At 68.7% G+C, this 20,419-nt stretch carries 14 protein-coding genes; 7 read left to right on the plus strand and 7 right to left on the minus strand.

Annotation, left to right across the window (positions count from 1 at the left end):
• Positions 1-26: 26 nt before the first annotated feature.
• Positions 27-1,307 (minus strand): pyridoxal phosphate-dependent aminotransferase, encoded by a 1,281-nt coding sequence (locus OY559_RS01445; RefSeq protein ID WP_277728371.1) that lies wholly within the window; start codon positions 1,305-1,307, stop codon positions 27-29.
• A gap of 102 nt (positions 1,308-1,409) precedes the next feature.
• Here OY559_RS01445 and rsgA point away from each other — a divergent pair, with 102 nt between their 5' ends.
• Positions 1,410-2,534, plus strand: a complete 1,125-nt coding sequence (rsgA, locus tag OY559_RS01450) for a ribosome small subunit-dependent GTPase A (protein WP_277728373.1) — start codon at positions 1,410-1,412, stop codon at positions 2,532-2,534.
• Between the two features lie 96 nt (positions 2,535-2,630).
• Here rsgA and gltS read toward each other — a convergent pair whose 3' ends face one another.
• A complete protein-coding gene (gltS, locus tag OY559_RS01455; protein WP_277728375.1) occupies positions 2,631-3,833 on the minus strand; it encodes a sodium/glutamate symporter in 1,203 nt (400 codons plus the stop codon).
• Between the two features lie 103 nt (positions 3,834-3,936).
• Here gltS and OY559_RS01460 point away from each other — a divergent pair, with 103 nt between their 5' ends.
• Together OY559_RS01460 and OY559_RS01465 are read left to right on the plus strand one after the other, a co-directional pair.
• Positions 3,937-5,175 carry a flavohemoglobin expression-modulating QEGLA motif protein gene (locus tag OY559_RS01460; RefSeq protein ID WP_277728377.1) on the plus strand — a complete coding sequence of 413 codons (1,239 nt, stop codon included), beginning with the start codon at positions 3,937-3,939 and terminating at the stop codon, positions 5,173-5,175.
• A 48-nt stretch (positions 5,176-5,223) separates the two neighbouring features.
• Positions 5,224-5,868, plus strand: a complete 645-nt coding sequence (locus OY559_RS01465) for a response regulator (RefSeq protein ID WP_277728379.1) — start codon at positions 5,224-5,226, stop codon at positions 5,866-5,868.
• Between the two features lie 6 nt (positions 5,869-5,874).
• On the opposite strand, the gene OY559_RS01470 is transcribed toward OY559_RS01465, so the two are convergent.
• Positions 5,875-8,517, minus strand: a complete 2,643-nt coding sequence (locus tag OY559_RS01470; RefSeq protein ID WP_277729883.1) for a hybrid sensor histidine kinase/response regulator — start codon at positions 8,515-8,517, stop codon at positions 5,875-5,877.
• A gap of 137 nt (positions 8,518-8,654) precedes the next feature.
• Between OY559_RS01470 and OY559_RS01475 the strand changes: the two genes are divergently transcribed.
• The 4 genes from OY559_RS01475 to OY559_RS01490 all read left to right on the plus strand — a co-directional run bounded on the left by OY559_RS01475 (position 8,655) and on the right by OY559_RS01490 (position 16,851).
• Positions 8,655-10,010: a dicarboxylate/amino acid:cation symporter gene (locus tag OY559_RS01475; RefSeq protein WP_277728381.1), complete on the plus strand. Its 1,356-nt coding sequence runs from the start codon at positions 8,655-8,657 to the stop codon at positions 10,008-10,010.
• 38 nt (positions 10,011-10,048) lie between these two features.
• On the plus strand, positions 10,049-13,126 hold the full coding sequence (locus tag OY559_RS01480) for a TonB-dependent receptor plug domain-containing protein (protein WP_277728383.1): 3,078 nt from the start codon (positions 10,049-10,051) through the stop codon (positions 13,124-13,126).
• Positions 13,127-13,139: 13 nt separating this feature from the next.
• Positions 13,140-14,438, plus strand: coding sequence for a hypothetical protein (locus tag OY559_RS01485; RefSeq protein ID WP_277728385.1), 1,299 nt, complete (start codon positions 13,140-13,142; stop codon positions 14,436-14,438).
• Between the two features lie 115 nt (positions 14,439-14,553).
• On the plus strand, positions 14,554-16,851 hold the full coding sequence (locus tag OY559_RS01490; RefSeq protein ID WP_277728388.1) for an NADP-dependent malic enzyme: 2,298 nt from the start codon (positions 14,554-14,556) through the stop codon (positions 16,849-16,851).
• Positions 16,852-17,006: 155 nt separating this feature from the next.
• Here the strand turns inward: OY559_RS01490 and OY559_RS01495 are convergent, their stop codons facing one another.
• From OY559_RS01495 to OY559_RS01510, 4 genes are all read right to left on the minus strand, one after another.
• Entirely contained in the window at positions 17,007-17,390 is a 384-nt protein-coding gene (locus OY559_RS01495) for an STAS domain-containing protein (protein WP_277728390.1), read from the minus strand.
• 111 nt (positions 17,391-17,501) lie between these two features.
• Entirely contained in the window at positions 17,502-17,891 is a 390-nt protein-coding gene (locus OY559_RS01500) for an STAS domain-containing protein (RefSeq protein ID WP_277728392.1), read from the minus strand.
• Positions 17,888-18,325, minus strand: a complete 438-nt coding sequence (locus tag OY559_RS01505; RefSeq protein WP_277728393.1) for an ATP-binding protein — start codon at positions 18,323-18,325, stop codon at positions 17,888-17,890. The genes OY559_RS01500 and OY559_RS01505 overlap by 4 nt, the downstream gene beginning before the upstream one ends.
• Positions 18,297-20,324 (minus strand): SpoIIE family protein phosphatase, encoded by a 2,028-nt coding sequence (locus OY559_RS01510; RefSeq protein WP_277728394.1) that lies wholly within the window; start codon positions 20,322-20,324, stop codon positions 18,297-18,299. The genes OY559_RS01505 and OY559_RS01510 overlap by 29 nt, the downstream gene beginning before the upstream one ends.
• Between the last annotated feature and the right edge of the window lie 95 nt (positions 20,325-20,419).

A 20,419-nucleotide genomic window follows, 5' to 3' on the forward strand; every position in this document is an offset into this window, starting at 1 on the left:
CATTCGGGCAACAGCGGCGCGGGGGCTTACGCCGCCGCCGGCCGCGACTTGCCCTTGATCGGCACCACTTTGGTGGCGGCTTCGGCGCGGCGCGACAGGGCGCGGTCGATGCGGGCGAAGACTTCGCGCATCGTGGCCGCTTCCGGTAGCAGGGTGACGCGGAAGTGGTGGCGGTAGGGGACGTTGAAGCTCGAGCCCGGCACGACCAGCACGCCTTCGGTTTCCATCAGTTCCAGCGCGAACGCGTGGTCGTCGAAGCCCTTGGCGGCATCGCCGACCACCGCCGGGAACGCGTACAGCGCACCGGCCGGATTCACCAGGTCCAGGTGCGGGCTGGCTTCGCAGGCCTCGATCACCGCGCGGCGGGTTTCGTACAGGCGGCCACCCGGCGCGCACAGTTCGCTGATGGTGTCCGGGCCATTGACGGCCGCGTCGATGGCGTACTGGCCCGGCACGTTGGCGCACAGGCGCAGCGCGCTCAGCAGGTCCATCGCGTGCAGGAAGTCGCGCACCACGTCGCCGTGGCCGGACACCACGCCCCAGCCCACGCGCCAGCCGCAGGCGCGGTGCACCTTGCTCAGGCCGCTGAAGGTGATGCACGGCACGTCGCCGGCCAGCGGCGCGACGGGCACGAACGTGGCGCCGTCGTACAGCACCTGGTCGTAGATCTCGTCGACCATCAGCAGCAGGCGGTGCTTGGCTGCGATGGCGACGATGCGCTCCAGCAGCTCGCGCGGGTACGTCGCGCCGGTGGGATTGTTCGGGTTGATCAGCACGATGGCGCGGGTGCGCGAACTGATCAGTTGCTCGATCTCGTTAGGATCGGGCTGGAAGTCGTTCTCCGGATCGCAGCGGTAGTACACCGGGCGCCCGTCGTTGAGGATGGTGGCGGCCGACCACAGCGGATAGTCGGGCGAGGGTACCAGCACTTCGTCGCCAGGGTTGAGCAGGGCGCGCAGCGAGAGGTCGATCAGTTCCGACACACCGTTGCCGATGAACACGCGGTCCGGGTGCGCATCGGGCGTGCCGCGCTTGGCGTAGGCGGCAGAGATGGCCTCGCGCGCCGAGGGCAGGCCCTGCTGGTGCGTGTAAGGATCGGTGCGGCCCATGTCGTCGGCAATCGCGCGCTGCAGGTGTTCCGGCGCACGGAAACCGAATGCGCCCGGGTTGCCGATGTTGAGCTTGATCAGCTTCTGCCCCTGCGCTTCCAGCTCCCGGGCTCGCCGTGCCAGTTCGCCCCGGATCTCGTAGCGGACTTCGGACAGGCGTTCGCGCGTGGCGAGCGGTTTGACGGGAGGGGTGGACATGGCGGCGGCCGCGAAAGGGCGAAAGCGGGAAGGAAGGGCAGCTTAACGGATATTTAGCCTGCCCGGCCCCGCCGGCTTCAGCCCCCGTCTAGAATGCGCGCCATGCCCGAAACCCCCGCCCCCAGCGTGTCCGACGTCACCCTTCTGCGCGCCATCGGCTGGCCGTACACGGGGGAACCGACCGATGAGGCATGGCGGGACGCCCTGGCCGCGCATCCGCAGGCCACCCCGGCGCGGGTGATCGAACAGCACCGCTCCGGTTACGTGGTCGCCGATGCGCGCGGCGTGGGCGTGAAGGCCGAATCGCTGCCTGAATGGCAGCGCCCGCGGTTTCCCGCGCATGAGCGCCCCGCCGTCGGCGACTGGGTGCTGCTGGAAGACGCGGCGTCGAAGCGCCCGCGCATTGTCGCCCTGCTGCCGCGCCACACCGGCATCAAGCGCGGTGCGGCCGGCGAGCATTACCACCAGCAGGTGATCGCGGCGAACATCGACACGGTGTTCATCGTCTGCGGCCTGGATGCCGACTTCAATCCGCGCCGCATCGAACGTTACCTGCTGCTGGTCGGCGGCGGTGGCGCGCAGCCGGTGGTGGTGCTGACCAAGGCCGACCGCACCGAGTACGCCGACGACGCGGTCGAGGTGCTGGCCGACCTCACCGCGCAGGGCGTGCCGGTGTTCACCGTCAATGCGAAGGATCCCGCCAGCGTGGCGCAGTTGGCGCCGTGGCTGGATCCGGGTCACACCGTGGTACTGGTCGGCTCGTCGGGCGCGGGCAAGTCCACGCTGACCAACACGCTGCTCGGCGACGAGCGGATGAAGACCGGCGAAGTGCGCGAAAACGATTCGCGCGGACGCCACACCACCACCTTCCGCGCCCTCATCCCGCTGCCGGCGGGTGCGTGCCTGATCGACACGCCCGGCATGCGCGAGCTGAAGCCGACCGGCGAGGAAGACCTGGCCGATGGCGGCTTCGCCGACATCGAGGCGCTGGCGGCGCAGTGCAAATTCCGCGACTGCTCGCACGACCGCGAACCGGGCTGCGCCGTGCGCGCGGCAATCGAACGCGAAGAACTGGACGAAGGCCGCTTCCTGAACTACCTCAAGCTGCGTGACGAAGTGGCAGCGGCGGCCGACAAGCTCGCCAGCCGCCTGGCCGACAAGGCCAATGCCCGCGTGCAGGGCAAGGCGTTGAACAAGCGGCTTACGGACAAGTACGGTAAGCGCTGAGGCTTCCTGTAGGAGGGGCTTCAGCCCCGATGCTTCTGCATCGCCATGCTGATGCGAATTGTGATGTTTCTGGTCGGGCCTGAAGGCCCTCCTGCATCAATCCCACAGATTGATGAAGCCGGTGATGATCAGTGCGTTGGTGAAGTCGATGAAGAACGCGCCCACCAGCGGCGCCACCAGGAACGCGCGCGGCGCCATGCCATAGCGTTCGACCAGCGTGCGCATCACCGCCATCGCATTGGCGGTGGTACCCAGCATGAAGCCGATGAAACCGCCGCCCATCACCGCGGCGTCGTAGTCGCGGCCCATCACGCGGAACACCACGCCGCAGAACAACGCCACCAGCGCCACCTGCAGCGCCAGGTTGACCAGCAGCGGCGCAGCCAGCCCGGCCAGTTCCCAGAGTTTGAGGTTCATCAGCGCCACGGCCAGGAACAGCGACAGGCACACGTTGCCGACCAGATCGGTCGTCGCCACCGGCAGGCCGATCCAGTGGGTGCGATCGTCGATGTAGCGGATCATGGCGCCGACCATCATCGCGCCGACGGTGGCCGGCAGGGTCATGCCGATGGCCTCCAGCCCGTTGCTGACGCCGGCGCCCAGCCACATCGCCACCAGGATCACCACGATGCTCTTCAGGGCGGCGTGCTCGCGCGTGGCGAAGTCGGGCGTATCGCGTGCACCGGCGGGTTCCGCCGCCGATTCGTCCGGCGCGCCCAGGCGCACGCCGCCGTAGAGCTTGTGGCGGCGGATCAGCACGGTGGCCACCGGGCCACCGATCAGGCCACCGCACAGGATGCCCGCCATCGCCGCGGCGACCGCGATGGATTCCGCCCCGGCCACGCCGGCCTGTTCGAACAGCGGCGCGAACGCGAGCCCGGTCGCCGGACCGCCGGTCAGTGTCGTGGAGCCCGCCAGCACGCCGAACAACGGATGCAGGCCGAAGCCCATCGCCACGGCCACGCCCAACAGGTTTTGCACGATGGCGAACCCGGTGGCGAGCAGCAGGAATACCACCACCTGCCGGCCGCTGATCTTCAGCAGCGCCACGCTGGCATTGACGCCGATGGTGGTGAAGAACGCGATCATCAGCGGCGTCTGCAGGCTGGTATCCAGCGTGAACAGCGTGATGTCGTGCTTGCGTGCCAACAGCACCGCCAACGCGACGACCAGGCCGCCGATCACCGGTGGGGGCAGGTTGTAGCGGGAGAACAACGGGACGACGCGACAGAGCGCATACCCGAGGAAAAGGGCCAGGCCGGCGAAGGCCAGTGTCTGTACCGCATCGAGCTCCAGCATGCTGCCCCCGCAACCGATGGAAGAGGGTCGAGCATAGTCGAGGCGCGGGCGCTTGTGCCGGCTGCCGCGTGCACTGGGCTAAAGTGTGACGCAAGGAGGACGCATGCCGGCCGACATCGCCCATCACGCCGCGCTCGACGCACGCCTGGTCAGGGCCGTGCGCGGCATCAAGCTGCTCAGCCTGGCCAGCTGGCCGGCCGATGTGCAGGCGCCGTTCCTGGACGGCATGGCGCGCGGACAGCCGCAGCTGCCGGTGATCGCCTATCCGCGGCTGGATTTCAGCGAGGCGCGCCGCGAACTCGCGGATGTCGCGGCGGCCGCCGACGATGCGCATCCGTTCGGTCGCTACCTGCGCGAATCCGTGCACAGCTGGGACATCGCGGCGCAGTTGCTGGAGTCGCTGGGCACGCCGGCGGTGACCACGCATTCGGTCGCGCTGTTTGGCACGCCTTCGGCCTGCCTGCCCGGCGACGGCCCCACCACGCGCGACGCCGCCGGCCACTTCATCGCGATCGCCAATGAACTGGACCACGAACTGCTCGCGCCGGAGGAACAGATCCCGGTGTCGGCGACGGCATTGCAGCTGCAGTTGCAGGCAGACCTGGACGACTTCTTCGATGGCCGCGTCATCACCGTGGAGCTGGACCGCAACCTGATCGCGAAGGCTGCGGCAGGCGCCACCCGCATCCGCCTGCGCCACGGCGCGGCCTTCAGCGACTACGACCGCCGCCAGCTGCTGCAGCACGAGGCGCTGGTGCATTCGCTGACCGCGTTGAACGGCCGCGAGCAGACGGTGCTGCCCAGCCTGGCGCTGGCGTCGCCGCGCGTCACCGCCACGCAGGAAGGGCTGGCGACGTTCGCCGAGCAGATCACCGGCAGCATCGACATCGAGCGGATGAAGCGGATCAGCCTGCGCATCGAAGCGGTGGCGATGGCGCTGGCCGGCGCGGACTTCATCGAGGTGTTCCGCTACTTCACCGACGCGGGCCAGAACCCGGCGGAAAGTTTTTCATCCGCACAGCGCGTGTTCCGTGGCGTGCCGACATCCGGCGGTGCGGCCTTCACCAAGGACACCGTGTACCTACGCGGTCTGATCGGCGTGCACACGTTCTTCCGCCGCTCGCTGCAGCAGGACCGGCTGCGGCTGTGCCGGCGGCTGTTCGCCGGCAAGATGACGCTGGAGGACGTGACGATGTTCGAGCCGATGTTCGATGCCGGCGTGCTGGTGCCGCCGCGCTGGCTGCCGAGCTGGGTCAGCCGCGCCAACGGCCTGGCCGGCATGCTGGCGTTCTCGCTGTTCGCCAACCGCATCCGCCTGGACCGGTTGTCGGACGACACCTAGCCACAAAGTGCTAACCGCGCCGTCGCCCGCCGATGGCACACTGGCGGCATGAGTGCGCCCGCCATCCTTGTCGCCGACGACCATCCGCTGTTCCGCAATGCGGTGATCCATGCGCTGCGTGAAGCGCTGCCCGGCGCCATGGTGTCCGAGGCCGCCAGCGCGGCCAGCCTGGGCCAGGCGCTGGACGCACGGCCGGACACCGACTTGGTGCTGCTGGACCTGAGCATGCCGGGCGCGCACGGCTTCTCGGCGCTGCTGCATGTGCGCGGCGAGCATCCCGAGGTGCCGGTGGTGGTGATCTCGTCGAACGAGCACCCGCGCGTGATCCGCCGCGCGCAGCAGTTCGGCGCGGCCGGCTTCATTCCCAAGTCGTCGCCGGCCGAGACCATCGGCGAGGCGGTGATCGCCGTGCTGGACGGGGGCGCCTGGTTTCCGCCGCTGACGGTGGAGCGCTCGGAACAGGATGCGGCGTTGGCCGCCCGGCTGGCGCAGATCACCCCGCAGCAGTTCCGCGTGCTGCTGTGCCTGGCCGATGGCCTGCTCAACAAGCAGATCGCGCACGAACTGAGCCTGGCGGAAAACACGGTGAAGGTGCACGTCACCGCGATCCTCAAAAAACTGGAATGCCACAGCCGCACGCAGGCGGCGGTGCTGGTGAAATCGCTGGAACCGGAAGGGCCGCCGGTCGAGTGAACCGGCTCAGCGAGCCCGGCGCACGTGCAGTTGGGTCATCAGTGCGCGCAGCGCCGCGGGTTTCACCGGTTTGGCGAGGAAGCCCCAGCCGCGCTCCAGCGCCAGCGCGCGCAGTGCCTCGTCGCGCTCGGCGGTCACCAGGATCACCGGCGGCGCGTGGCCCCAGCGTTCGCACAAGCGCGCGTACAGCGTCGGCCCGTCGGTGTCGCCCAGTCGCACGTCGAGCAGCAGAAGGTCAGGTGCCTGGTCCCGCACGGCCGCTGCCACCGCGTCGTCGGGACCGGACGCAAGGTCCACGTCGCACTCCCAGCGCAGCAGCAGGGCGCGCGTGGCTTCGCAGACGCGCGGATCGTCGTCCACGCACCACACGCGGCGACCGCGTAACGGCGAGCCATCGTCGATGTCGTCGAGTACTGGCGACGCTTGCGTTGTCGCGGCATTGGCGACGCCGCGCGGCACCTCCACCCAGAACACGCTGCCATGGCCCAAACGCGAGCGCAGGCCGATGCGGTGGCCGAGCACGCGGCCGATGCGTTCCACGATGGCCAGCCCGAGGCCGGCGCCGCGATCGTTCACCACGCCGTCGTTGAGGCGGCGGAATTCCTCGAAGATCTCCGACTGCAGGCTTTCCGGGATGCCGGGTCCCTGGTCGTGCACTTCGATGCGGACCTGCCCGCCGCGCCGGCGGACGCCCAGCAGCACGCGGCCGCGCGGCGTGTAGCGGATCGCATTGGACAGGAAGTTCTGCAGGATGCGGCGCAGCAGGGCTTCGTCGCTGCGCACGATGGCGCCGGTCGGCACGCATGCCAGCGACAGGCCGCGCTCCTCCGCGAGCATGCCGAACTCGCGCGCCAGCGTTTCCAGCAGCGGCGCCAGGGCGAAATCGCGCACGCGCGTCGGCAGCGTGCCCGACTCCAGCCGGGCGATGTCCAGCAGGCTGTTGAGGATGGCGTCCTGCGCGGTCAGGGCGTTGTCCACGTGGTCGGCGATCCTCCTGGCCTCGTCGTCGTGCAGGCGTCCGCGCAGCGCCGACACGAACATGCGCGCGGCGTTCAGCGGTTGCAGCAGGTCGTGCACGGCCGAGGCGACGAAGCGGGTCTTGTAGCGGTTGGCGTTCTCCGCCGCCTGCGTGGCGGCGGCGAGCGCGCGGGTGCGTTCCTCGACGCGGCGTTCCAGCGCATCGGCCAGTGAGCGCAGTTCGCGCGCGGCGTTCTTGTAGCTGGTGATGTCGGCGTAGCTGGTGACGAAGCCGCCATCCGGCAACGGGTTGCCGCGGATCTCCAGCACCACGCCGTCGTCCTTCTCGCTCTCGCGCATGTGCGGCTTGCCGCTGCGAAGATGGTCCAGGCGCCGCTGGATCGCGTCCTCCACCGGGCCCGGCCCCAGCAGGCCGCGGCGTGCGTTGTAGCGGAACACGTCCTCGATCGGGCGGCCGACGTGGATCAGGTCGGGCGGGAAGCGGAACAGGTCCATGTAGCGCGAATTCCATGCCACCAGCCGCAGGTCGGCATCGATGATCACCACGCCCTGCGGCAGGTGTTCCAGGCTGCGGCTGAGGCCGGCATCGGCCTGGCGCGCGGCTTCGACGATGCCGTCCTGCGCGGTGCGCAGCTCCTGCGCGTGCTGCTGCAGCACGGCTTCGAGTTCCTCGCGGCTGCGTTGCTGCAGCAGCGCGGTGCGTCGTCGCTGCTGCATGAACAGCGCCAGGAACGCTAGCGCCAGCCAGCCTCCGCCGGCCGCGAGTGCGGCGGTGCGGCCTGCGGCGGTGATCGCCGAGGCGTCGTGCAGCAGATGCAGCTGCCACCCCTCCCCCGGCAACGACATCGACTGCCACAGCACGGTGCCGGCCAGCGCGGGGTCGGTGAACTGCACGCGCCGCGCGCCATCGTCGGGGGTGGACAGGTCCTGCGATTGCAGGGGCGTGAGCCGTTGCCGCGCGTACTGGCGGGTGGCGGCCAGTTCACGGCGGTCGGCATCGCTGAGCGCGGTCAGCGTGCGATAGCGCCATCCGTCGCGGCTGGCGAGGAAGATCACGCCGTGCGCGTCGCTGACCAGCACGATGTCCGGCGTCTGCAACCACTCCTGCTCCAGCGCATCCAGTTCGATCTTGATCACCACCAGGCCGGCGACGTCGCCGGCCGGGCCGTCGATCGCCTGCGACAGGAAGTAACCCGGCTCGCCGGTGGTCAGGCCGATGCCGTAGAACTGGCCCCGCCCGTTGCGCAGCGCCTGTTTCACGTAGGGCCGGAAACTGTAGTCCTCGCCCACGTTGCTGGTGGGCTCGCGCCAGTTGCTGGCCGCCAGCGCGATGCCGCGACGGTCGATCAGCGTGAGCGTGGACGAACGGGTGACGCTGTTGGCGTCTTCCAGGCGCTGGTTCAACGCGTTGCGACGGGCATCGTCCACCGGCCCGGCGAGTGCGTCGCGGAGATCCGGGTCCTGCGCCAGCACCTGCGGCAGCGTGCGGTAGCGGTCGATGCGCTGCTGCAGCGCCTGCGCATGCAGGTCGAGCTGGCGGTCGAGCTGTGCGGTCTCCGCCCGCTGCGCGCGGGTGCCCGCCCAGTGGTAGGCCAGCGCCATCACCAGCAACGCACCGCCCAGGATCGACAGCAGTACCAGCAGGATCCGGCGGTGGCGGCGGGCGCGCAGCATGGGGCAAGTCTACGGGCGGCGCCGCCGCCGGAGTGTGGGCTAGTACCAATAGGTTATCGGTGCGGCGGCGATGCGGGGGTACAACATGCCGGCCACCGATCCGGGTGGCGTCGCCATCCGTTCGGAGTTGACCCATGCACCTGGCCGATACGCCCTACACGCCGCCGCCGCGCCAGCCGCTGTACAGGCAGCTGTACTTCCAGGTGATCGTGGCCATCGTGCTGGGCGCGCTGCTGGGGCACTTCGAGCCCGCGTTCGCCGAATCGATGAAGCCGCTGGGCGATGCCTTCATCAAGCTGGTGAAGATGATCATCGCGCCGGTGATCTTCCTGACCATCGTCACCGGCATCGCCGGCATGACCCATCTGCGCACGGTGGGCCGCGTGTTCGCCAAGGCGATGGCGTACTTCCTGTTCTTCTCCACGCTCGCGCTGGTGATCGGCATGATCGTGGCGCACGTGGTGCAGCCCGGCGCCGGCATGAACATCAATCCGGCCGACCTGGACCAGTCCGCGGTGCAGAACTACGTGCAGAAATCGCACGAGCTGTCGCTGGTCGGCTTCCTGATGGACATCATCCCGAAGACGCTGGTCAGCCCGCTGGTGGGCGACAACATCCTGCAGGTGCTGTTCGTGGCGGTACTGTTCGGCCTGTCGCTGGCGCTGGTGGGCGAGAAGGGCCGGCCGGTGCTGAACCTGCTGGAAGCGCTGACCGCGCCGGTGTTCCGGCTGGTGCACATCCTGATGCGTGCGGCGCCGATCGGTGCGTTCGGCGCCATCGCCTTCACCATCGGCAAATACGGCGTGGGCATGCTGGTCAACCTGGCGTGGCTGGTGGGCTCGTTCTATCTGACTTCGCTGCTGTTCGTGATCGTCATCCTCGGCCTGGTGTCGTGGTGGTGCGGGTTCTCGATCTTCCGCCTGATCCGCTACCTCAAGGCCGAACTGCTGCTGGTGCTGGGCACGTCCTCGTCCGAATCCGCGCTGCCCTCGCTGATGGAGAAGATGGAGCGCGCCGGTGCGTCCAAATCGGTGGTCGGGCTGGTCGTGCCGACGGGTTACTCGTTCAACCTCGACGGCACCAACATCTACATGACGCTGGCTGCGTTGTTCATCGCGCAGGCCACCAACACCGAACTGAGCCTGGGCCACCAGATCATGCTGCTGCTGGTGGCGATGCTGAGCTCGAAGGGCGCCGCGGGCGTGACCGGCGCCGGCTTCATCACGCTGGCGGCCACGCTCGCCGTGGTGCCCGAAGTACCCGTCGCCGGCATGGCGCTGATCCTCGGCATCGACCGCTTCATGAGCGAGTGCCGCTCGCTGACCAATTTCACCGGTAACGCGGTGGCCACGCTGGTGGTCGCGCGCTGGGAGAACGCGCTCGACCGCGACGCGCTGGCGCGCGCACTGGGCGGTCCGTCCGCACCGATCGCCGCCGCGCCGGATCCGGCCGCAGGCCCGGGCGACCCGACACGACTCACGGCCGACTGACACCGGCCACACCACGTCTTCAGAGGAGGGACTGAACGATGCACAACTTCAACCGACGCGCCGCCCCGTTGCGGAGCAGCCTGACCCTGGCCCTGTTGGCGGTGATCCACGCCGCCGCGGCGCAGGACACCACGCCCCCGGCCGAGCCCGTACCGCAGTCGGCGTCCACGGAAGAGACGACCAACCTCGACACGGTGGTCGTGGTCGGCTCGCACATCCAGGGCGCGTCCACCACCGATGCGCTGCCGGTGATGGTGGTCGGCGCGGAGCAGATCGATGCCGCCGGTGCGATCTCCGGCGACGAACTGATGCGCACCATCCCGCAGATGGGCGACGTGCTGTTCGATTCGTCCAACAATCCGCAGACCAGCAATGCGGCGCGCGGTGACGTCAATTCGGTCAATCTGCGTTCGCTGGGCGTCGGCAACACCCTGGTGCTGCTCAACGGCCGCCGGCTGGTGCAGCACCCGACCAGCCAGGGCACGTCGGACACGGGCACCGTGCCCGTACAGAGTTTCAACTCGAACGCGCTGCCGGTATCGGGCCTGGACCGCATGGAGATCCTGCTGGACGGTGCGGCCGCGATCTACGGCGCCGATGCCGTGGCCGGCGTGGTGAACACCGTGCTGCAGACCGACTTCGACGGGGTCAGTGGCAGCACGCGCTACGGCAGCGCCGAAGGCACCGGCATGCACGAGTTCGAGGTCAACCTGTTCGCGGGCCACAACTACGATCGCGGCAACGTGTCGGCGTTCCTCAACTACACCGACCGCTCGGAACTGATGGCGGCCGACCAGGACTTCACCGAGACGGACGATCTGCGCGGACTGTTCGCGGACTATCCGGATTTCGCCGGCCTGTCCTCGCTCGACGGCCGCTCCTCGCACACGCCATGGGCGCGCCTGAGCGTCGGCCCGCGCGCGGTGATCCGCTCCAACGGGACGGCGGTGACCAACAGTTCCGGCGCCTTCCGCATCCAGCCGTCGGACTTCGGCTGCGGCGTCAGCCTCGGCAACGACCTGTGCCTGTCCAGCGGCAACCACAACTTCAACACCACCAATCGGGAGATGCGCTACGACACGCGCCATGGCACCACGGTGCGGCCGTCGGTGGAGCGCATCAACCTGTTCCTCACCGGTCACCACGCGATCAGCGACAGCGTGGAGGCCTTCGGCGAAGTCGGCTTCTACCACGCGGTCAGCGAGGCCCTGCAGCCGCCGGTGGTCAACCTCAACAGCCTGTGGATCCCGGCCAGCAACTACTGGAATCCGTTCGGCGCGGCCACGCTGCCCGACGGCACGCCGAATCCGAACCGCCTGCCCGGCCTGACCAACGTACCCGCCGCCGGTCTGCCGGTGCAGATGAGCAACTACCGCTACGTCGACACCGGCTTCCAGCGCGTGCGGGTGGAAAACTACCAGGCGCGCTTCCTCGCCGGCCTGCGCGGCGAATGGAGCGGCTGGAACTGGGAGACCGCGTTGCTGTATTCCGAAGCCGAGGCCGAGGACCGTTCGCCCAACATCAACATGACCCTGTTGCAGCAGCAGCTGGCGCTGTCCACGCCGGATGCCTACAACCCGTTCAGTGGCGGCTGCGTATCCACGCCGACCTACGGCGATTGCTCGCCGAGTTCGCAGGCGGCTGTCGACGGCATCGTGTTCGACCTGGTGCGCGAGTCGCGTACCACGCTGACCATGGCCGATTTCAAGATGAGCCGCGGCGATCTGTTCGCGCTGCCTGCCGGCAATGTCGGCGTGGCCTTCGGCGCCGAAGCGCGCCGCGAGACGCAACGCGACGACCGCGACGCCAACCTCGACGGCACCAACACCTTCACCGACATGGTCACCGGCGAGACCAACCTCAGCAACGTCGCGGCGGTCAGCCCCAATCCCGACACGCGCGGCTCGCGCAATGTCGGCTCCGCGTACGTCGAGTTCGCCGTGCCGCTGGTGTCGGAGGACATGGGCATTCCGCTGGTGCATCGCCTGGACATGCAGTTGGCGGGTCGCTACGAGCACTACTCCGACTTCGGTTCCGTCGCCAAGCCCAAGGTCGCGCTGGCCTGGGATCTGGTGGAAGGCCTGCGCCTGCGCGGCTCGTACTCCGAAGGCTTCCGTGCGCCCAACCTGGAGCAGACCAACGCCACCCAGTACGCGCGCCTGGCCAGCGGCGTGGACCACATCCGTTGCGAAGCCGACCTTCGCGCCGGTCGTATCGCGTCGTTCAGCGAGTGCGGCCAGAGCACGTCCGGTGCCTCGCTGCTGGTGGCCGGCAACCCGGACCTGGAGCCGGAGGAAAGCACCAACACCTCGTTCGGCGTGGTGTTCCAGCCGGCCTTCATCCCCGAGCGCTTCGGCAGCTTCACCTTCACCGTCGACCGCTGGAAGATCAAGCAGGAAAAGATCGTCGGCCTGCTCGGCGCGCAGACCGCGCTGACGGTGGACTATCTGGCGCGCGTGGGCGGCGGCAGCAACCCGCTTGTGGTGCGTGACGCGCCCACGCAGGAGGACATCGACGCCTTCGCCGGCACCGGCATCGACCCGGTCGGCCAGGTCATCGCCATCAACGACCGCTTCATCAACCTGCAGCCGCAGACCGCGGGCGGGCTGGACTTCGGCGTGGACTGGTCGCTGCGGCGCACGCGCTTCGGCTCGTTCTCGGTCAACCTCAACGCGACCCGCCTGCTGGAGTTCACCCGCGATCCGGGCGATATCGTCAATGCGCTGTACGCGGCGCGTGCGGCCGGCACGATCGATCCGCTCACGCCGCTCCCCGACTCCACCCAGCTGATCGGACAGAACGGCCGGCCGGAATGGCGTGCGACCGGTTCGCTGACGTGGAACAAGGCCGCATGGCGCGTGGGCTACTCCGCGCAGTACATGAGTTCGTTCGAACAGCCGCAGCTGCTCGGTATCTCCGGCGATCCGTGGGTCGTCGAGGACCGGTTGACGCACAATCTCTACGGCCAGTACCGCTTCGTCGATGGCACCGCGGTGCGCCTGGGCGTGCGCGACCTGACCGACGAGGGCCCGTCGCTGGCCGACGGTGGCTATCGCGGTTCGCTGCACAATCCGTGGGGCCGGTACTGGTACGTCAACATCAGCCGTTCGTTCTGAGGAAGCCCTTTCGATGCGCCTGAGCCGTCACTGGATCACCGTCGCGTTCGCCCTGCTGGCGGCCAGTGCGCTGCCAGACGGCGCGGTGGCCGCCGATTCAGAGGCGACGTTCGCGCCGGTCACGTGTCCGGCCTCGGTCGGCCCGCAGGTCGACTGCCATGAGGCGCAGGACGCGAACGGGGCCTGGATGATGGTGGCGATGCCACGCACCTGGAACCGCAGGCTGATCGTGCATGCGCACGGCGGTCCACGGCTCGGTGCACCGGAAGCGGGGGATTCCGCCGAGGACCTGGATCGCTTCGCGGTGATGGTGCGTGCCGGCTATGCGTGGATCGGCAGCACCTACCGCCGCGGCGGCTATGGCGTGCGCATGGCGGCCGCCGATGTGGAGACGAGCCGCCGTGCGTTCTGGGCGCACTGGGGCCGCCCGCAGCGCACGCTGCTGCATGGACAGTCGTGGGGCGGCAACGTGGCGGCGAAGGCAGCCGAGCTGCATGCGCTCGACATCGACGGGCGCGCCAACTACGACGGCGTGTTGACCACCAACGGCATGCTGTTCGGCGGCACGCGCGGTTACGGCTTCCGCGCCGACCTGCGCGCGGTCTACCAGTACTACTGCCGCAACCATCCGGCAGCGGAGGAAACGCAGTATCCGCTCTGGCAGGGCCTGCCTGCCGATGCGCGGATGACGCGCGACGATCTGCGCGCACGCGTCAACGCCTGTACCGGCGTCGATCTCGCCGAGGCGAAGCGTTCGCCCGATCAGTCGGCCAGGCTGCGCGACATCCTCGCGGTGACCGGTGTCGCGGAAAAACAGCTCGTTTCCCACCTGGCATGGGGCACGTTCCACTTCCAGGACCTGGTGCACAAGCGCCTGGGTGGACGCAATCCGTTCGACAACGCGAAGACGGTCTACCGCGGCTCGCATGACGACACGGCGCTGAACGCCGGCGTCGAGCGCTTCACCGCCGACCCCGCCGCCGTCGCCGCGCTGGCCTACGACGCCGATCTCTCCGGGCTGATCGTGCTGCCCACCGTCACCGTGCACGCGCGCCACGATCCCACGGTGTCGTACCAAGCCGATGCCGCCTACGCGGCCACCGTCGATGCGGCCGGCCGCGGCCATCTGCTCTTGCAGGCACTCACGGACGAACGCGACCACAGCCGCCTGCAGGATGCGACGTATCTCACCGCATTGCAGGTGCTGGAAACCTGGCTGGACAGCAGTGTGCGACCACCGGCCGATGCATTCCGCGAGACCTGCGGCCGCCTGTCGCAGACGCGCGACGCCTGCCGCTTCATCGCGCCCTGAGGCGTGCCTGCACGCGCCACGCGTGACGCAGCGCCGCAATCGGCCGGGTCCGGCCATCACGGGGAAGGAGTAGAATCGCCGCTCCCCCGCCTTCACCACAGGCACCGTTTCCGCAATGACGAACGACGATTTCAAGCAGGCCGCGCTGGAATACCACCGCCTGTCTCCGCCCGGCAAGATCAAGGTCGCGCCGACCAAGCCGATGCTCACCCAGCGCGACCTGGCGCTGGCGTACTCGCCTGGCGTGGCCTACGCCTGCGAGGCCATCGTCGAGGATCCCAACACCGCCAGCGAGCTCACCGCGCGCGGCAACCTGGTGGCCGTGGTCACCAACGGCACCGCCGTGCTGGGCCTGGGCAACATCGGCCCGCTGGCCGGCAAGCCGGTGATGGAAGGCAAGGGCGTGCTGTTCCAGAAGTTCGCCGGCATCGACGTGTTCGACATCGAGATCAACGAGACCGACCCGGACAAGCTGGTCGACATCATCGCCTCGCTCGAACCGACCTTCGGCGGCATCAACCTGGAAGACATCAAGGCGCCGGAGTGCTTCATCGTCGAGCGCAAGCTGCGCGAGCGGATGAGCATCCCGGTGTTCCATGACGACCAGCATGGCACGGCGATCATCGTCGGCGCGGCAGTGGTCAATGCGCTGGAAGTGGTCGGCAAGAAGATCGGCGACGTGAAGCTGGCCACCAGCGGCGCCGGCGCCGCCGGCATCGCCTGCCTGGACATGCTGGTGGCGCTGGGCCTGAAGCCAGAGAACATCCTGGCCTTCGACCGCGACGGCGTGATCTACACGGGTCGCCCGAACCTCGACCCGGACAAGGCGCGTTACGCCCGCCCCACCGACAAGCGCACGCTGGCCGAGATCGTGGACGGCGCGGATATCTTCCTGGGCCTGTCGGCCGGCGGCATCCTCAAGCCGGAGATGGTCGCCACGATGGCCGACAAGCCGGTCATCCTGGCGCTGGCCAATCCGAATCCCGAGATCTCCCCGGCCGATGCCAAGGCCGTGCGCCCGGACGTCATCATCGGCACCGGCCGCAGCGATTACCCGAACCAGGTCAACAACGCGCTCTGCTTCCCGTACATCTTCCGCGGCGCACTGGACGTGGGCGCCACGGTCATCAACGAGGAGATGAAGGTCGCGTGCGTGCATGCCATCGCCAAGCTCGCGCGGCGCGAAGCCTCCGACCTGGGCAGCGCCTACGGCGACGACGTGCCGTGCTTCGGCCCCGAGTACCTGATCCCGCGCCCGTTCGACCCGCGCCTGCTGGTGGAAGTGGCCGCGGCGGTGGCACAGGCCGCGATGGATTCCGGCGTGGCACTGCGCCCGATCCCGGACATGTGGGCCTACCGCGAGAAGCTGGGCCAGTTCGTCTACCGCACCAGCCTGATGATGAAACCGGTCTACGACCGCGCGCGTGCCGACAAGAAGCGCGTGGTCTATGCCGAGGGCGAAGAGGAGACCGTGCTGCGCGCCGTGCAGACCGTGATCGACGAAGGCCTGGCCTTCCCGATCCTGATCGGCCGCCCCGAGGTGATCGATGCGCGCATCGAGCGCCTGGGCCTGCGCATGCGCGCGGGCGTGGATTTCGAACTGACCAACCAGAACGACGATCCCCGCTTCAACGACTACTGGCAGCACTACCACGCACTGACCGCACGCCGTGGCGTGACGCCGGCGGCGGCGAAGAACCTGATGCGTTCGCGCCCCACGCTGATCGCCGCGGTGATGGTGGCGCGCGGCGAGGCCGATGCGCTGGTGAGCGGCATCGTCGGGCGCTTCCACAAGAAGCTCGGCTACGTGCGCAGCGTGATCCCGCTGGACCCGGGCGTACAGTCGACCTCGGCGATGACCGGCGTGATCAACAACCAGGGGGCGTACTTCTTCCTGGATACGCACGTGCAGGACAACCCGACCGCCGAGCAGATCGCCGAAGCCACGCTGCAGGCGGCTTATCGCCTGAAGCTGTTCGGCATCGAGCCGCGCATCGCGCTGCTGTCGCACGCCAACTTCGGCAGCCACGAGACCGCCAGTGCGGTGAAGATGCGGCACGTGCGCGAACTGCTGCTCAAACGCAAGCCGGACCTCAATGTGGACGGCGAGATGCAGGGCGACACTGCCTGGGATGAAGTGCTGCGCAACCGCATCATGCCGGGCAGCACGCTGACCGGGCGCGCCAACCTGTTCGTGCTGCCCAACCTGGACGCCGCCAACATCACCTACAACATGGTGCGCGTGGTCACCGACGGCGTGGCCATCGGCCCGATCCTGATGGGCATCTCCAAGCCGGTGCACATCCTGACCACCAGCGCCACGCCGCGCCGCGTGATCAACATGACCGCCATCGCCGCCGTGGACGCGCAGATCCGCCAGCAGCGCGAAGCCGAGCGCAACGGGCCGGGTTGATCGGCCTGCGATGCCCGGAAATAAAACGCCCCGCATGCGGGGCGTTTTTGTGTTGTGGCTCCTGTAGGAGCGACGTAAGTCGCGACCGCATGAATCACGTGTCCAAGGTATCTGATGGCATGCGGTCGCGACTCACGTCGCTCCTACAGACGCCGTCAGGCTTCTTCCTCGCCATCCAGGATCCGCCGCTGCAGCGCATCCAGATAGGCGTCGGCGTCGGCGGTGGATTCGAAGATCTCGTCCATCGGCACGGCCTGCACGATCTCGATGACCTTGCGGATCTGCTCCTGCGGGTGCACCACCAGCAGGCGGCCTTCATGCGGGGCCAGGGCCTTGCGGGCCTTCAGGATGCTGCGCACGCCGGCGCTGCTGATGTAGTCCAGGTGGGCCAGGTCCAGCACCAGCGCCTGCGGGCGGGCAGCCAGCATCGGCGCCAGCTGTTCGTCCAGCTGTGCGTGGCTGACGGTATCCAGGCGGCCGCTGAGCAGCACGTACTGGTTGCCGTTGACCGGCGGATAGATCTCAATCTCCAGCGTCATCGGGCATCTCGGTAATCCGGATATGCCGGGTGGGGGAGCCCGGGAGGGAGGGGAGGGACGCTGGATCGTAAATCAATCGCGCGCCGGGCGTATGACCCGCGCGTGGCGGCGTCAGTCGTCGTCTTCTTCGCCGGCGCGCAGCACCTTGCGCTGCATCATGTCCAGGTAGGCATCGGCTTCGGCGGTGGACGAGAAGATCTCGTTCAACGGCACGGCCTTGACCATGTCCAGCACCTTCTGGATCTGCGGCTGCGGATTGACGAGCAGCACCTTGCCGCTGTGCGGCGCCAGCGTCTTGCGTGCCTTGAAGATGGAACGGATCCCCGCGCTGCTGATGTACTCCAGCCCGGACAGGTCCAGCACCAGCGAGTGCAGCTGGCGGGTCAGCAGCGGCGCCAGGGCTTCGTCGAGGTCTTCGTAGGTGTGCGTGTCCAGCCGGCCGACGAGCGCGACGCGCTGGCTGCCCTTGCCGGTCGGGTGGATATCGATGCTGAGGCTCATGCGTCGTTCTCCTCGGTCGGGATGCGCAGGGTCAGGCGCAGCACGTTGTAGTTGCCGATCCGCTGGTACACGGCTTCTTCCGCCACCTGGCGCACCAGGTGCAGGCCCAGTCCGCCGGTGGGCCGGTCGAGGATGTCGGCGTCGAGATCCGGGGGCGGCTGGTCGAGCGGATTGAACGCGGCGCCGCTTTCGCGGAACTCCAGGGTCAGCCGGTTCGCACGGATGCCGATGTCCACGCACAGCTCGTGCTCCTCGGCACCCACGCGCGCCACATCGCCATGCTCGATCGCGTTGCTCGCCAACTCCTCCACGATCAGCCGCACGTCGCACTGGATCGCGCGGCTGACCCCGTTGTTGGCCAGCACGGCCTCCAACGACGCGTTGAGATCGTCCACGCGGGCGTGCTCACGTGGAATGAACAGTCGCATCTGCATGCAGGGCCTCCTGTGATGGCGGAGCTTCGGACGAAGCGGTGCCGCTGTCCAGCCGGCGACGGATGGCCAGCACGGTGATGTCGTCCGATTGCGGGGCGGCACCGGTAAACGCGTGAACCTGCGAGATCAGTCCTTCGCACTGGTCGCGCGCGGTCGCGCCCGGCAGCAGCGCATCGGGGATGCGCTCCACGCCGAACGCCTGGTTCGCGGCATCGAAGGCTTCGGTGATGCCGTCGGTCCACGCCAGCAGGGTGGCGCCCGCGGGCAGTTGCCCGGACCACAGCGGGAAGGCGTCGCCCACCTCGAACCCCAGCGGGGGCCCGGGCTGCAGTGGCAGCTCTTCGTGGCGGCCATCGGCCAGCAGCATCAGCGGCGCGTCGTGGCCGGCGCTGGCGAGCACGCAGGCGCCGCTGCGCACGTCCACGCGCCCGCACAGCACCGTGGCGAACATGCACGCATCGTTGCCCTGCACCAGACGGCGCGACGCCTCGGCGAGCACGCGCTCCGGCGAAGCGTGCGTGCTGGCTGCCACTTCCAGCACGGTGACCGTGCGCGCCATGAACAGCGCCGCCGGCACGCCCTTGTCGGACACGTCCCCGATGGCGAACCACAGGCCATCGGCGTCGGTTTCGATGAAGCAGTAGAAGTCGCCGCCCACGGCCTTGGCCGGCTCCAGCCGTGCATACGCCTCCAGGTGCGCGTGCTCGCGGTCGATCACCCGACCCGGCGGCAGCATGGCCTGCTGGATCTCGCGCGCGATCGACAGTTCGCTCTCCAGCTTCTGCCGGGCCGCCGTCATGTCCTCGATTTCACTGAGCTGCTGCCGGATCGAGCCGCGCGCATGCTCCAGCGTGCGTGCCATCTGGCCGACCTCGTCGCGCCGCTGCAGGAACGGTACCGGTGCGCTGTAGTCGCCCTGCGCCAGCCGCGCCGCCGACGACGAAAGCCCTTCCACCGGCTGGCTGATGTGGCGCGCCAGCTTGCGCACCACCAGCATGCACAGCAGCGCGAGCAACGCCCCCACCGCCGCCAGCATCCACAGCGCCTCGGTCAGGCGGGCCATGATCAGCTCGTAGGACTGCGCGACCAGCAGGGTCCAGCCGCTGCCGCCGACCGGCTCCACCACGGTATAGCGCCGCTCGCCGCTGACGGCATCCACGTGTGCGTACTGCAGGGGCTGTCGGACGCGCACGGCCTGCGCAGCTTCGTGCAGGTCGGTGCGACCGACGCGCTGGATGTACTCGTCTAGGGTTTCCAACTGCGCGACGCCCACTTCCGGATTCAACGCCAGCGTGCCGGCCGGCGCCACCAGCGTCACCCGCCATCCCGGCAGGTGCGCCAGCGCATCCACCAGGTCGGTCAGGTTGGCCAGCGGCAGGTCCAGGCTGACCATGCCGCGGGTGCGCGCGCCGCGCCCGGGTTCGCGCAGCGGCATGTTGTAGGTGACCATCCACACGCCGCCCGCGGTCCGGTTGAGGTAGGGCTCGGACCACCAGCCGCCCGGCGATGCCACGGTGCGCTGGTACCAGCCCTGGTCGCGGAACGGATACCCGTCGGCGACGAAGTCGCGGTCGCGGCCATTGCCGGCCACGTAGCGTGCGAACGGCGCGTCATCGCGCGTGCGCGGCTCCAGGATCAGCAATCCGCCTACGCACCCGGGCGTGGCGTTCACCATCGCGCGCAGGGTGGTGGTCAGTTCGTCCGGCGACAGCTGCGCGTTGCCGACCAGGTCGGAGATGCCATGCGTGGTGATCGTCACCACGTGCAGCGCGTTGTCCAGCCGCTGCGCGGCTTCCTGTGCGGTGGCATGCGTGTCGCGGCGCGCGTCGTCCAGGATCAGCCGGCGCGCGAACCATGCCGTCCCCAGCACCAGCAGCAACACCAGCACCACGTTGACCAGGCCGGCCCACAGGGCGATGCGCGTGCGCAAGCTGCTGCGCCAGTGCGCGGCACCGGCGACATCCTCTGGCACGACACTGCTGGGCACTGCGTTGCGCATGCCGACCCTGATCGTCGCGTTCCCCCCGGAAGCGGATCATAAGCTCACTTTTGCTTGCTGCATTGCAATACGGCAAAGGTCTGATTTTGGTGTGG

The sequence above is a fragment of the Pseudoxanthomonas sp. SE1 genome (assembly GCF_029542205.1).
Classification (GTDB): Bacteria; Pseudomonadota; Gammaproteobacteria; order Xanthomonadales; family Xanthomonadaceae; genus Pseudoxanthomonas_A.

Excerpts from the sequence above, each read along its gene's own strand:
- OY559_RS01445 (WP_277728371.1), bottom strand. The coding sequence starts at position 1,307 with ATGTCCACCCCTCCCGTCAAACCGCTCGCCACGCGCGAACGCCTGTCC.
- rsgA (WP_277728373.1), top strand. The coding sequence starts at position 1,410 with ATGCCCGAAACCCCCGCCCCCAGCGTGTCCGACGTCACCCTTCTGCGC.
- gltS (WP_277728375.1), bottom strand. The coding sequence starts at position 3,833 with ATGCTGGAGCTCGATGCGGTACAGACACTGGCCTTCGCCGGCCTGGCC.
- OY559_RS01460 (WP_277728377.1), top strand. The coding sequence starts at position 3,937 with ATGCCGGCCGACATCGCCCATCACGCCGCGCTCGACGCACGCCTGGTC.
- OY559_RS01465 (WP_277728379.1), top strand. The coding sequence starts at position 5,224 with ATGAGTGCGCCCGCCATCCTTGTCGCCGACGACCATCCGCTGTTCCGC.
- OY559_RS01475 (WP_277728381.1), top strand. The coding sequence starts at position 8,655 with ATGCACCTGGCCGATACGCCCTACACGCCGCCGCCGCGCCAGCCGCTG.
- OY559_RS01480 (WP_277728383.1), top strand. The coding sequence starts at position 10,049 with ATGCACAACTTCAACCGACGCGCCGCCCCGTTGCGGAGCAGCCTGACC.
- OY559_RS01485 (WP_277728385.1), top strand. The coding sequence starts at position 13,140 with ATGCGCCTGAGCCGTCACTGGATCACCGTCGCGTTCGCCCTGCTGGCG.
- OY559_RS01490 (WP_277728388.1), top strand. The coding sequence starts at position 14,554 with ATGACGAACGACGATTTCAAGCAGGCCGCGCTGGAATACCACCGCCTG.
- OY559_RS01495 (WP_277728390.1), bottom strand. The coding sequence starts at position 17,390 with ATGACGCTGGAGATTGAGATCTATCCGCCGGTCAACGGCAACCAGTAC.
- OY559_RS01500 (WP_277728392.1), bottom strand. The coding sequence starts at position 17,891 with ATGAGCCTCAGCATCGATATCCACCCGACCGGCAAGGGCAGCCAGCGC.
- OY559_RS01505 (WP_277728393.1), bottom strand. The coding sequence starts at position 18,325 with ATGCAGATGCGACTGTTCATTCCACGTGAGCACGCCCGCGTGGACGAT.
- OY559_RS01510 (WP_277728394.1), bottom strand. The coding sequence starts at position 20,324 with ATGCGCAACGCAGTGCCCAGCAGTGTCGTGCCAGAGGATGTCGCCGGT.